Source organism: Acidovorax sp. YS12 (assembly GCA_021496925.1).
Classification (GTDB): Bacteria; Pseudomonadota; Gammaproteobacteria; order Burkholderiales; family Burkholderiaceae_C; genus Paenacidovorax.
Genome location: CP053915.1, coordinates 4907501 through 4920972, shown reverse-complemented (window position 1 = coordinate 4920972; position 13472 = coordinate 4907501). Strand labels below are relative to the sequence as shown.

Below are 13472 nucleotides of genomic sequence, written 5' to 3'. Positions count from 1 at the left end.
TCCTGTTTTGATAGCTTCCAGCGCTTGCCAGGCAAGGGCTGGAGGCTATTTTGATGCTGAACCGGTCCAGGGCCGCCAGGCGACGTTCCCTTCAGCGCGGTAGGCCCCGGCGGGCAGGCTGTTCGCGGCGTAGAAGACCTCGATCACGCGCAGGCCATGCAGCTCCTCGGGGCGTATCCAGGGGCTGAACGCCAGCTTGCCATCGACCAGCACCCGGGGCTTGGCGCCCAGGCGCACGGCAATCACGCTGGCCAGTTCCTGCGGCCCGCTGACGATGTCGACCGGGCCGTCGAGCAAGGCCTCCGCCTGCCGCTCGATGCTGGCCGCCACGCGCTCGGACGGGAAGAAATCCGTATGGTCGGCCTTGTAGCCGCGCACGCCCTTGGGCGAGGCCATCCACGCCTGGGCCATCACCAGGCCCTGCACCAGCGCGAACACCAGCCACGCGGCACGCACGGTGCGCAGTGCCGACCAGGGCGCGCGCGCGCCGATGCATTCCATGACCGCCGGAACCGTCCACAGCATGAAGGCCGTGCCCCAGTGCAAGTGCAGCTTGGAGCCGCCCAGCCACGCCATCAGCAGCATCAGGGCCAACGGCACGAAGCCCCAGAGCAGCAGGAACTGGCGTGCCAGCGGGGCCGGCGTGCCAGCCTCCACCTGCACGGCGGCGGGCTGGCGCCGCGCCCACCACCAGGCGCCGCCCAGCACCAGCCAGGCGGGCAGGCTGCGGTTGAGCAGCCAGTCGAGGGCGAACTGCAGCCCATGCAGCAGGCGCTGGGTGCCGCGCAGGTCATGGCCGAGGGCGCTGGATTGGGCGTAGGCCAGGGGCATCCACTCATGCGACACCAGCCAGCACAGGTGGGGCGCGAACACCAGCCCGGCCACCAGCGCCGCAAGCAGCGCACCATTGCGGTGCACGGCATGGCGCCAGCCTTGCAGACGCAGCCACCACAGCCCGACCACGGCGAGCGCCAGCACGAACTGGTACTTGGTGAGCATGCCCAGGCCCGCCACCAGGCCCAGCAGCGCCCAGGTGCCCAGGCTGGGCCGCACGGCCAGGCGCCAGGAAAGCCACGCGGCCCACGCCACCCACAGCATCAGCAGGACGTTGTGGTTGTAGTAGTAGATGCGGCCGCAGTACAGGGTGATGCCCATGGCCGCGAGCAGCCCCAGCGTGGCATAGCGCGCGCCCCGCAGGCCGCGCAGCAGGTGCCAGTACAGCGCGAGCGACGCCAGCGTGGCCAGGGCGCCGAGCAGGTAGGTGAGCCCCGGCGTGGCGTCGAACACGGTGGCCACGGCCCCCAGGATCCAGGTGGGCAGCGGCGGGTGCTTGAAGTAGCCCCACTCCATGGAGCGCAGCCACACCAGCTGCTCGACGTTGTCCACCGGCGGCGACAGCGTGGTCAGCGCGTACAGCAGCACCCAGACCAGGCCGTAGACGGCCATCAGCAGCGCCACGCCCCTGCCATCGAGCACCGCCCGGCGCCCGGCCCAGGCGCGCAGGCGGGCGGCGGCCTGGGAAACGGACGAAGAGAAAACCAGGGAAGAAGACAAGCGGGGCATCCTGTGAGGGCAACGAAGAGCCCGGATTTTGCCCGTTTGTCAAAATTTATAAAGTTTTGTAAATCCCGTCGCGTGATCTTTTCGTGATTTTTCTCACGAATCCGCATGGCTGCATGGTTTTTTGCTACGTTCTTGATAGCTGGCAGCGCTTGCCTGGCAAGCGCTGCGGGCCAAAATCACTCCAAACCCAATTCCTGGATCTTGCGCGTGATGGTGTTGCGGCCAATGCCCAGGCGGTGTGCGGCCTCGATGCGCCGCCCCTGCGTGCTGGCCAGCGCCGCCTGGATGAGCCGCGACTCGAAGCGGCGCGAGAGCTGGTCCCACACGTCGTTGGAGCCCGATGCCAGTTGCGAGAACACCTCGGCCGCCAGCCCCTCTTCCCACGGCACGGCGGCTGCGGCATCGGTGAACGCGGCGGGCCTCGGGGCCAGGAGGGGTTCGGCCCCGGGCAAGGCGAGCGCCTCCTCGGCCATGGCGGGCGCCGCCGCGGGCGCAGACACAGGCCCGCGCACCTCGGGCGGCAGGTCCTTGGGCTCGATCACCTGGGCCGGCGCCATCACCGTGAGCCAGTGGCAGATGTTCTCCAGCTGGCGCACGTTGCCCGGAAAGGTGAACGTGGCGAGCTGCCCCAGCGCGGCGCTGGAAATGCGCTTGGGCTCCACACCCAGTTGGCGCGCGCTCTGCTGCAGGAAGTGCCGCGCCAGCATGGGCACGTCCTCGCGGCGCTCGCGCAAGGCGGGCAGGCGCAGGCGGATGACGTTCAGGCGGTGGAACAGGTCTTCGCGGAACTGGCCGGCCTGCACGCGCTGCTCCAGGTCCTGGTGGGTGGCGGCGATCACACGCACATGCGCCTTGACGGCCTGGTGGCCGCCCACGCGGTAGAACTGCCCGTCGCTGAGCACGCGCAGCAGGCGTGTCTGCAGGTCCAGCGGCATGTCGCCGATTTCGTCCAGGAACAGGGTGCCGCCTTCGGCCTGCTCGAAGCGCCCGCGCCGCTGCGTCTGCGCGCCGGTGAAGGCACCGCGTTCATGGCCGAAGAGTTCGCTCTCCAGCAGGTCCTTGGGGATGGCCGCCGTGTTGATGGCCACGAAGGGGCCGCGCGCCACCGGCGAATGGCGGTGCAGCGCGCGCGCCACCAGCTCCTTGCCGGTGCCCGACTCGCCGGTGATGAGCACCGTGACCTGGCTCTGGCTCAGGCGGCCGATGGCGCGGAAGACCTCCTGCATGGCGCTGGCCTGGCCGAGCATCTCGGGCGCGGCGCCCGGCCCTTCCTCGTCCACCTGCTCGCGCTCGCTCTCCTGCATGGCGCGGCGGATCAGCTCGATGGCCAGCGGCACGTCGAACGGCTTGGGCAGGTACTCGAAGGCGCCGCGCTGGAAGGCCGAGACGGCGCTGTCCAGGTCGGAGTAGGCGGTCATGATGATGACCGGCAGGCCCGGCTGCTGGGCATGCACCTTCTCCAGCAGCTCCAGTCCGGAGCCGTTGGGCATGCGGATGTCGCTGACCAGCACCCGGGGCCCCTGGCGGCCCGGGTCGCCGGGCTCCAGGTCGGCCAGGGCATCGAGCACCTCGCGCGGGTTGGTAAAGCTGCGCGTGGGCAGGTTCTCGCGCGCCAGCGCTTTTTCCAGGACGAAGCGGATCGAAGGGTCGTCGTCCACTATCCAGATCGGCTTCATGTGCAGTGCCTTTACGGGTGTCAGTTCTTCATGGTGTTACGCACCGCCCGCAGCCCATGCTTCAAGGTAAAGGAATCAGGATGCGGAAATCGGTACGGCCGGGCTGGCTGTCGCACTCGATCAAACCGTGGTGCTGCTGCACGAAGGTTTGCGCCAGTGTCAGCCCCAGGCCTGAGCCACCGTCGCGCCCCGATACCAGGGGATAGAAGATCCGGTCCGCGATGGCAGCGGGCACGCCTGGCCCGTTGTCGATCACATGCAATTCCAATGCCAGCCTGTAGCGCTGGCGCCCCAAAGTCACCTGCCGGGCCACGCGCGTGCGCAGCACGATCTCGGCATCTCCCGCCGCGATGCGCCCCGACAGCGCCTGGGCGGCGTTCTGCACGATGTTGAGCAGCGCCTGGATGAGCTGCTCCCGGTCGCCGCGGAATTCGGGGATCGAGGTGTCGTAGTCGCGCTGCACGCGCAGGCCCTGCGGATGCTCCAGCAGCACCAGCGAGCGCACGCGCTCGCACACCTCGTGGATGTTCACGTCGCCCACGCGCTGCGCCTGGCGGTGCGGCGCCAGCAGGCGGTCCACCAGGCTTTGCAGGCGATCCGCCTCGTGCACGATCACCTGGGTGTATTCGGCCAGCTCGGGGCTGGCCAGCTCCATCTGCAGCAGCTGCGCTGCGCCGCGGATGCCGCCCAGGGGGTTCTTGATCTCGTGCGCCAGGTTGCGCACCAGCTCCTTCTGGGCGTGGGCCTGCTCGCGCAGCCGCTCCTCGCGGTCCTGGCGCACCTGCTGCTGCAGCGGCCACAGCTCGGCCAGGATCTCGCCCGAGGCATCGAGCACCGACACCTGGACGTGGACCGGCATGGGCTCCTGCCCCAGGCGGCGCAGGCTGGCCTCGAAGCGCATGGCGGTGAATTCGGCGCCACGCGCCCCCGCCAGCGCGGACTGCAGCAGCGCGGGCTCGGCGAAAAGCTGGGAAAAGTCCGCCCCGCCGAGCGTGCGGCGGGACAAGCCCAGGGCATCTTCCAGGGCTGCATTGGCAAAGCGCACCGTGCCGCCCGTGCCGTCGAGCACTGCGACCAGGGTGGAAAGCCAATCCAGCGCGGCAAACCGTGCGGCACTGGTCATGGGCCAGCCTCAGTTGGCCGCGGGCGGCAGGCGGCCGATTTCGCGCTTGATGCCGGCGATGTCGCTTTCCGCCCTGGCGAGCGCGGCCTTGAGATCGGCGGTGCGCTCGGCGTATTGCTGCGGGTTGCCCTGCTCCTGCGCCGTACGCTCGGGCGCGCCATTGTTGTATTCCTTGGCCAGGCTGGCCTGGCGGGCCTCGGCCTTGCGCAGCTCGGCTTCCAGGATGGCGCGGGCATCGGCATCGCGGGCGCGCTGCTCGTTGCCGCCCACGCGCGGCGCCGCCGCGGGAGAGCTGCCGGCACTGGCGCTCCCGCCCCCGCTGGCGGCTGCCCCTCCGCCGCTGGCCGGACGGCTGGGCGATGAGCCCAGCACGGTGACGTTGCCGCCCTCGACCAGCTTGCAGCCACGCTCCTTGGCCTGGGTGGCGTTGTTGGTGTATTCGTTGCCGCAGCGGTAGATCCGGTCCTGCGACCAGGCCCCCGCCGGCAGCAGTGCCGCAGCCAACAACAGGGAGAAGAGCGTCTTGTTCATTCGATTTCCTTAGGGCCAAGCCAGCCAAGGCGGAAAGTATCCCGCAATCCCACCCAGGGGCCAATGAATCCCGTCCGACAGCTCCGCAGGGGATTGGTTCCTGCATGAAAAAAGGCGGCTTGCGCCGCCTTTTTCCTCTTTCAGCGCACGCGCGCTTACAGGGGGACTTACAGGGAGAAGTACATGTCGAACTCAGCCGGATGCACGGACATGCGCATGCGCGTGACGTCCTGCATCTTCAGGTCGATGTAGGCGTCGATCATGGCGTCGCTGAACACGCCGCCCTTGGTCAGGAACGCGCGGTCCTTGTCCAGCGCTTCGAGGGCCTGGTCCAGGCTGTGGCACACGGTCGGCACCAGCTTGTCTTCCTCGGGCGGCAGGTGGTACAGATCCTTGGTGGCGGCTTCGCCGGGGTGGATCTTGTTCTCCACGCCGTCCAGGCCCGCCATCAGCAGGGCGGCGAAACCCAGGTAGGGGTTCATCAGCGGATCGGGGAAGCGGGCTTCCACGCGGCGTGCCTTGGGGTTGGAGACGTAGGGGATGCGGATCGAGGCGGAGCGGTTCTTGGCCGAGTAGGCGAGCTTCACTGGCGCCTCGAAGTGCGGCACCAGGCGCTTGTAGCTGTTGGTGCCAGGGTTGGTGATGGCGTTGAGCGCGCGGGCGTGCTTGATGATGCCGCCGATGTAGTACAGCGCGTAGTCCGACAGGCCCGCATAGCCGTCGCCCGCGAACAGGTTCTTGCCTTCCTTCCACACCGACTGGTGCACGTGCATGCCCGAGCCGTTGTCGCCGTGGTAGGGCTTGGGCATGAAGGTCACGGTCTTGCCGTAGGTGTTGGCCACGTTGTGGATCACGTACTTCTGCAGGATGGTCCAGTCTGCACGCTCCACCAGGGTGGAGAACTTGGTGCCGATCTCGTTCTGGCCGGCACCGGCCACCTCGTGGTGGAACACTTCGACCGGGATGCCCAGGGATTCGAGCACCAGGGCCATCTCGGCGCGCATGTCCTGCGTGCTGTCGATGGGCGGCACGGGGAAGTAGCCGCCCTTGACGGTGGGACGGTGGCCCCGGTTGCCGCCTTCGAGCTTGGCGCCGGTGTTCCAGGGGGCTTCGTATTCCTCGATGTCGTAGAACGTGTTGTTCGGTGCCGTGCTCCAGCGCACGCCGTCGAAGATGAAGAACTCGGGCTCGGGGCCGAAGAAGGCCGTGTCGCCCAGGCCGGATGCCTTCAGGTAGGCTTCGGCACGCTTGGCGATGGAGCGCGGGTCGCGGTCGTAGGCCTTGCCGTCGCTGGGCTCGATCACGTCGCAGGTCAGGATCAGCGTGGTTTCCTCGAAGAACGGGTCGATGTTGGCGGTGCTCGGGTCGGGGATGAGCTGCATGTCCGACGCCTCGATGCCCTTCCAGCCCGCGATCGACGAACCGTCGAAGGCGTGGCCCGCGGTGAACTTGTCTTCGTCGAAGTGCGACACGGGCACCGTCGTGTGGTGCTGCTTGCCCAGGGTGTCGGTGAAACGGAAGTCAACGAACTTGACCTCGTTTTCTTCCACCATCTTCATCACGTCTGCAACGGTCTTGGCCATCAGTGTTCTCCAGAAAAAGCGGCTGTTGAAAGATACGAAAGTTGTAAGCAGTTTGTGTGCCAGGCACCGCTACTGTACGGCAGCGCGCACCAGCACGGTGAATCAGCGGTGACGCACCAATTCGGGGCCAAGGCTTGCACCATATTGGTGCAAGCCTTGCAGGAGCGCCGCCCAGGCAGGGGGCACCAGCGATTCAGCCCCCTTCACGCCGAGTTCGATGTGCAGGCCATGCTCGGGGTGGTCCACGCTGGGCAGGCTGAATACCTTGACACCGGGATGGGCGGCCTCGATGGATTCCATCAACGGGGTGAGCGCGGCCTCCATGCCACGGTACACGATGACCGAATGCTCCGCCTGCGGAGCGCCATTGAACGCATCGGCGCAGTACGCCTGCAGCACCCATTCGATCATGGGCCATGCCATCACGGGGAAGCCCGGAACGAAGTGCACGCTGCCTCCGCCCTGGCCCCGGCAGGAAAAGCCCGGGATCTTGTTGTAGGGATTCGGAATCAGGCGCGCCCCGGCGGGGAATTCCCCCATGTGCAGGCGGTGCAGGTTGTCGGGCCGCTCGGGCTCGTAGGGCAGCCCCTGCTCGCGCGCCACGTCCTGGATGCGTTCGCGGATCAGTGCCTTGGCTTCGGGATGCAGGACCAGTTCCACGCCAAGGGCCTGAGCGGCGCAGCGGCGCGTATGGTCGTCCAGGGTGGCGCCGATGCCGCCACAGGAAAAAACCACGTCGCCCGAGGCAAAGGCGCGCGCCAGTGCAGCGGTGATGCGCCGGGGGTCGTCCCCCACGTACTCCGCGTAGGACAGCGCCAGCCCGCGCTGGCCCAGCAATTCGATGGCCTTGGCCATGTGCTTGTCGGCACGCTTGCCCGAAAGTATTTCGTCGCCGATGATGAGGAGGCCGAAGGTGCTGGACATGGCTCAGGGAGCTGAAATGCCGGGCGCCGGGGGCGGCAAGGCGGGCGTGGGAGTCACGTCAATCACCTCCACCGCGGCGGGCGGCTGCGGGCTGGCCGGCGGCTCCACGCCATTCTCCCGGCGCAACTGCTGCAGCGCCGCCAGGCAAAAGTGGGCGAACCACAGCGAGGAGAAGGCGAACACCAGCGTGTAGATCCAGATCGCGACCGGAATCAGCACCATGAAGGCCGCGGCGAACACCACGCCCGACGCCCAGACGATGCCCGGAGCCGCCCCTAGGTACCCACTAAGCACGCCCATCACCAAAAGGCTCCAGCGGTAGCGCGTGAGCAGCGCGCGGCGCTCCTCCTTGCTGGCATGCTCGGCCAGCGCATCGAAGAACATCACGCGGAAGGTGAGCCACCCCCAGATCAGCGGCGGCAGCAGCAGCACCAGCGGCGGAATCAGCCACAGCGGCATGGACACCAGCAGCGCCAGAACCGCCAGCAGCGTGGAGCCCAGCATCCAGCCCAGGCCCAGCAGCAGCGAGCCGCCCTTCTTGCGCTCCAGCGCAGGAAAGCGCCGTACGGCCACCAGACTCACCAATGCAGGCGTCATGAACAGCCCGACCGCCAGCAAGGCCACCACCACCACGGCGGGCGTGACGGCAACGATGACCAGCAGCGGCGCCAGAAAGGCTGGCACTTCGGTCATGCCCCAGTTCTGCAGCCACTGCCACACCGTTCCCAGCCAGCTGCTGGATTCGAGCGCCGCGCGCACGAACTGCACGGCGGCATCCCAGTAAAAGTAATGCAGGCCCGCCGCCAGCGCAGCCATGATGAGCAGCGGCAGGAAGGACAGCGCGATCACGCGCGGGTGCACGCAGTAAGCCACGGCGCGCCAGAAGGAGTCAAAGAGCAGTCCCATGGCGCGCAAGCATAGCGTGTTCACGCCGCCTCTCCCCCGCTAGGCGCGTCCCGCCAGGCGCAGCAGGCCACGCCACTGCTGCGCCCAGAAACCGCGCCCATAGTCGCGCGCACGGCCCTGCGCATCGGGTTCGACCTGGTCGCGCGTCCCGGTGGGGTCGTAGCGCAGCTCGAAATTGGCGGTGCCGAACAGCATGTCCCACCAGGGCAGCAGGACGCCGAAGTTGTGCCCGCCCAGGGTCTGCCGCCCCTGGGATTCGTGGCCTATGCCGATCGCATGGTGCAGCCGGTGAAAGCGCGGGCTGACCCACAACCGCTCGCCCACACGCCCGAACCACATCCGCAGGTTGGCATGCTGGAAGTTCTCGCTCAACTGGGTCAAGGCCACGATGGCGACGAACTGCCCTGGGGCCACGCCAATCAATTGGGCCACGATAACGATCAGGGTGTCGCTCAGGAGGTCGTCGAGCAGGTGGTTGCGGTTGTCCGTCCACATCGTCATCTGCCGCTGCGAGTGGTGCAAGGCATGCAGCTGCCACCACCATTCGAACTGGTGCTGCCCGCGGTGGATCCAGTAGTGCACGAAATCGAACACCACCAGGTACAGCAGCAGGCTGACCCAGGGAATGTCGGTCACGCCGGGCCAGAGCGCGTCCAGGTGGAACGTGGTCAGGCCCTGTACGCGCAGCAGGCCGAACAGGCCGTCCCACAGCGGGCCAAAAGCGAAGAACAGCGCCACGCGAAACAGCCCCAGGCGATGGACCAGGGTGTAGAGAATGTCGGTGCGTATGGCCTGGCGGTCCGTCACAGGCTCGACCGGACGCCAGCGCTGCAAGGGCGCGATGACCGCGACCATCACCGCCAGTTGCAGCAGGCCTACCAGCAGCCAGCCCGTGGCCACGTACCCGTCCTCCAACAGGTTGCCCCATCCGAGACCGAACAGCACGGGCTGCACCACACTCTCGAACAGACGCTGCTGCGCGTCGTCAAACAAGCTGCTCAACCATTCCATGGCGCTGCAAAACCTTCAAGGGTGCCCGGCCAGCCAAGCCTGGTAGTCAGGATGTTCGCGCAGCGTGCGAAAGCAAAAGCCGCGCTGTTTCAGGCCGACGATCAACGGCTCCAGCACCGCAGGCGCCCACGCGTCCTTGCGCGACCAGATGCCGAGATGGGCCAGCAGAATATCGCCGCTGCGGATACGCTGCAGCGCCTGCTCCAGCAGGTGGGCGTTGCTGTAGCGTTCGCTGGGCAGCTCATCGCCGAGAAAGCCAGCAGGGCTCCAGCCCACGTGGGCATAGCCGCAGCCCTTGGCGACGCGCAGCAACCGGGGCGAGGTCTTGCCCCCGGGAGCGCGGAACAAGGGCAATGGCTTGTCCCCCGTGATCTCTTGCAGGCGGGTGCTGGCATGGGCGATCTCGGCGCAATAGCCCGCGGCATCCATCTCGAACACCTGCCCACTGCGCGGCCCGGCCGAGGGGCGCACGCGGAAACGGGGGGCAGATTCCGGCCCCGCATCAGCACGCCAGTACACGTGGTTCCAGGTGTGCGATGCGAACGCATGGCCCTCCGCGGCCCGCGCGCGCCACCAGGGAGCCCAGTGGTCACCCAGGCTGCCGTCGCCTTGCCGTGTCGCTTCATTGGCGGCAAAGAAAGTCACACGCACCTGCTGGCGCTGCAGCACTTCGGCCACCATGGGAGCGATCTCCATATGGCCAGTATCCCAGGTCAGATACAGCGGCTTTTCACAGTCATTTTGGCCTGCAACGCTTATCTGGCAAGCGCTAGCAGCTATCAAAACAAAAGCAAAAGAGCGGCACGGCAACACAGGCGACCTCAACGGGGGGCGTGCTGCAGCGTCCATACGCCGTGGGGCGACTTGCCCACGGGGATTTGCTGCACGACCTTCCTTTCCCGCGTATCGATCACGGTCAGCCTGCGGGCCCAGCGCGAGCTGACATAGATCCAGCGCCCATCAGCAGACACATCCATGCAGTCCGGCCCACCCGGGGCCGGGTAGCTGGCCACCACCTCCTGGGCCTGCATATCAATCTTGCTGATGGTGTTGGCCACGCGGTTGCTGACGAACAAATGGCGGCCGTCGCCAGCAGCACGGAAGGCGTGCGCGCCCTTGCCCGTCTTGATGCGATTGATGCTGCGCGGTTCGGGGCCGGAGATGTCGAACACCTCCACGCTGTCGCTCCCCGTCAAGCCAATGAAGAGCAGTTTGTCATCGGGCCGGCCGTACACATCTGCGGGCATGGCCCCCGTGGGCGTGCGCCATTTGATGCTCTGGCTGGCGATGTCGATGGCGACCAGCTCATCGCTGTCCTGCATCGTGGCATAGACCGTCGTGCTGCGGCTGTTCACCCACAGATGGCTGGGCGTGCGGCCGGTAGGCACACGCTGCACCAAGGTGGGTTCCTTGCCATCCCAGCGGTAGAAATCGACGTGGTTCAAGCGGTTGGCAGCCGTGATCAGCCACTTCATGTCGGGCGTGAAGCGCAGATGGTAAGGATCGACGATGCCGCGCACCGTCCGCTGCACCTGGGCCGTCCGGGGATCGACAAACGTCAGCGTGTCGGCCAGCGCATTGGCAACGATCAGCGACTTTTCGTCCGGTGTGAGATAGAGGTGGTGCGGCTCCTTGCCGGTAGGAAGACGCATGCTCTCCTGCCAGGTCACCGGATCGATGACGCTGATGCTGGCATCCAGCGAATTGAGCACGAAGACCGGAGGGGCCGAAGCAGCCAATGCCGCAGTACCGCCAGCAGACCAGAGCAAGAGGGCCGCCAGCGCGCCAGAAAAGAGATTCTTCACAAACACAAGGGCTTTGTCGGAAACGCACCAGTGTAGCCGTGCAGGGATCACCGGAGAAAGATAAAAACGCGACAGACTGCGCTATGCCAAGCCCAGCAACGCATGGTCTTCGGCCGACAGCCAGCGCCATTCGCCAGGGGCAAGATCCAGGGGCAACGCCAGCCCACCAATGCGCCAGCGATGCAATCCTTCCACTCGGTTCCCTACGGCTGCGACCATGCGCTTGACCTGATGGTATTTGCCCTCGGTCAACGTAAGGTCCATGACGTGGTCATCGACCCGCACACAATCCGCAGCCTTCACGGGGTGAGGATCATCGTCCAAGACAACGCCGGACAGCAGACGCCCGACCTGCTCCGCCGTCAGCACGTGTTTCGCATACACACGATAGACCTTGGGCACGTGCTTCTTGGGGGAACTCATGCGATGAATGAATTGGCCATCGTCGCTCATGAGCAGCAGGCCGGTCGTATCCTGGTCCAGCCGGCCCACAGCCTGAACGCCCTGCACCGCGCTTTTGCTGGGACGCTGGCGCAGCGGACTGGGCAGCAAGGTGTAGATGCTGGGGTATGCCGAGGGCTTCTGGGAGCACTCTGTTCCCGCAGGCTTGTGCAGCATCAGATAGGCCTTGGCCTGGTACAGCCAATCCACGCCCTGAACACGCAAATGAAGCCCCTCCGGAACAAATTCCTGCGTTGCGTCGGTGCATATGACGGGAGCGCCCTTCTCTCCTAGACCGGAAATCTCCACCCAGCCTTGCTGCACCAGCCCCGCGCATACACGCCGGGTTCCGAAGCCTTGGGAATAAAGAATATCCTGCAATTGCATGGTCTCACAATCGAGAAGTCTAGAATAAGAAAACCCCCCGTAGCTTGGTAGCTGCGGGGGGTTTCACAATATTAGCCTGACGATGACCTACTTTCACACGGGAATCCGCACTATCATCGGCGCGAAGTCGTTTCACTGTCCTGTTCGGGATGGGAAGGAGTGGTTCCAACTTGCTATGGTCATCAGGCTTAAACGGTTGCTTTCCTGGTTTTTGCCAGGAGAGCGAATTCATAGAGACGAATCATTCATTTGATTGCGTGCTTGGCATAACTGTCTGACGGTATGTCAAAGTTATAGGGTCAAGCCGCACGAGCAATTAGTACTGGTTAGCTTAACGCATTACTGCGCTTCCACACCCAGCCTATCAACGTCCTGGTCTAGAACGACTCTTCAGGGGGCTCAAGGCCCCGGCAGATCTCATCTTGAAACGAGTTTCCCGCTTAGATGCTTTCAGCGGTTATCTCTTCCACACTTAGCTACCCTGCGATGCCACTGGCGTGACAACAGGTACACCAGAGGTGTGTCCACTCCGGTCCTCTCGTACTAGGAGCAGGCTTCCTCAAATCTGCAGCGCCCACGGAAGATAGGGACAAAACTGTCTCACGACGTTTTAAACCCAGCTCACGTACCTCTTTAAATGGCGAACAGCCATACCCTTGGGACCGACTACAGCCCCAGGATGAGATGAGCCGACATCGAGGTGCCAAACACCGCCGTCGATATGAACTCTTGTGCGGTATCAGCCTGTTATCCCCAGAGTACCTTTTATCCGTTGAGCGATGGCCCTTCCATACAGAACCACCGGATCACTATGTCCTGCTTTCGCATCTGCTCGACTTGTCAGTCTCGCAGTTAAGCACGCTTATGCCATTGCACTATCGTCACGATGTCCGACCGTAACTAGCGTACCTTCGAACTCCTCCGTTACGCTTTGGGAGGAGACCGCCCCAGTCAAACTGCCTACCATGCACTGTCCCCGATCCAGCTAATGGACCTAGGTTAGAACCTCAAACGCACCAGGGTGGTATTTCAACGTTGGCTCCATGAGATCTAGCGACCTCACTTCAAAGCCTCCCACCTATCCTACACAGATCCGTTCAAAGTCCAATACAAAGCTACAGTAAAGGTTCATGGGGTCTTTCCGTCTTTCCGCGGGAGATTGCATCATCACAAACATTTCAACTTCGCTGAGTCTGCGGAGGAGACAGTGTGGCCATCGTTACGCCATTCCCGTGCAGGTCGGAACTTACCCGACAAGGAATTTCGCTACCTTAGGACCGTTATAGTTACGGCCGCCGTTTACTGGGACTTCAATCAAGAGCTTGCACCCCATCATTTAATCTTCCAGCACCGGGCAGGCGTCACACCCTATACGTCCACTTTCGTGTTTGCAGAGTGCTGTGTTTTTATTAAACAGTCGCAGCCACCGATTTTTTGCAACCCCTTTTGGCTCCCTCTGTACGAGTTCACCTACTTGGGGCATACCTTCTCCCGAAGTTACGGTATCAATTTGCCGAGTTCC

General features: G+C 64.8%; 11 protein-coding genes and 2 rRNA genes (1 of these 13 cut by a window edge). All 13 read right to left on the bottom strand.

Features of this window, described 5'->3' with window-relative positions; genetic code table 11:
- Window positions 1–45: 45 nt before the first annotated feature.
- A complete protein-coding gene (locus tag YS110_22030; protein ID UJB67244.1) occupies window positions 46–1563 on the bottom strand; it encodes a glycosyltransferase family 39 protein in 1518 nt (505 codons plus the stop codon).
- 176 nt (window positions 1564–1739) lie between these two features.
- Window positions 1740–3239, bottom strand: coding sequence for a nitrogen regulation protein NR(I) (ntrC, locus tag YS110_22025; GenBank protein UJB67243.1), 1500 nt, complete (start codon window positions 3237–3239; stop codon window positions 1740–1742).
- Between the two features lie 61 nt (window positions 3240–3300).
- A complete protein-coding gene (locus tag YS110_22020; GenBank protein ID UJB67242.1) occupies window positions 3301–4362 on the bottom strand; it encodes a PAS domain-containing sensor histidine kinase in 1062 nt (353 codons plus the stop codon).
- A gap of 9 nt (window positions 4363–4371) precedes the next feature.
- On the bottom strand, window positions 4372–4893 hold the full coding sequence (locus tag YS110_22015; protein ID UJB67241.1) for a hypothetical protein: 522 nt from the start codon (window positions 4891–4893) through the stop codon (window positions 4372–4374).
- Between the two features lie 167 nt (window positions 4894–5060).
- On the bottom strand, window positions 5061–6476 hold the full coding sequence (gene glnA / locus YS110_22010; protein UJB67240.1) for a type I glutamate--ammonia ligase: 1416 nt from the start codon (window positions 6474–6476) through the stop codon (window positions 5061–5063).
- 102 nt (window positions 6477–6578) lie between these two features.
- Entirely contained in the window at window positions 6579–7400 is an 822-nt protein-coding gene (locus tag YS110_22005) for a competence/damage-inducible protein A (protein UJB67239.1), read from the bottom strand.
- A gap of 3 nt (window positions 7401–7403) precedes the next feature.
- Window positions 7404–8306 (bottom strand): EI24 domain-containing protein, encoded by a 903-nt coding sequence (locus tag YS110_22000; GenBank protein UJB67238.1) that lies wholly within the window; start codon window positions 8304–8306, stop codon window positions 7404–7406.
- A 39-nt stretch (window positions 8307–8345) separates the two neighbouring features.
- On the bottom strand, window positions 8346–9317 hold the full coding sequence (locus tag YS110_21995; GenBank protein UJB67237.1) for a sterol desaturase family protein: 972 nt from the start codon (window positions 9315–9317) through the stop codon (window positions 8346–8348).
- Window positions 9318–9332: 15 nt separating this feature from the next.
- Window positions 9333–10166: a polysaccharide deacetylase family protein gene (locus YS110_21990; GenBank protein ID UJB67236.1), complete on the bottom strand. Its 834-nt coding sequence runs from the start codon at window positions 10164–10166 to the stop codon at window positions 9333–9335.
- Window positions 10139–11122: a YncE family protein gene (locus YS110_21985; GenBank protein UJB67564.1), complete on the bottom strand. Its 984-nt coding sequence runs from the start codon at window positions 11120–11122 to the stop codon at window positions 10139–10141. Before YS110_21985 ends, YS110_21990 begins: the two co-directional genes overlap by 28 nt.
- A gap of 81 nt (window positions 11123–11203) precedes the next feature.
- Window positions 11204–11950: a pseudouridine synthase gene (locus YS110_21980; GenBank protein ID UJB67235.1), complete on the bottom strand. Its 747-nt coding sequence runs from the start codon at window positions 11948–11950 to the stop codon at window positions 11204–11206.
- Window positions 11951–12024: 74 nt separating this feature from the next.
- Window positions 12025–12137 (bottom strand): 5S ribosomal RNA (gene rrf / locus YS110_21975).
- Between the two features lie 99 nt (window positions 12138–12236).
- Window positions 12237–13472: ribosomal RNA gene (locus YS110_21970) — 23S ribosomal RNA — on the bottom strand; it runs 1657 nt beyond the window's last position.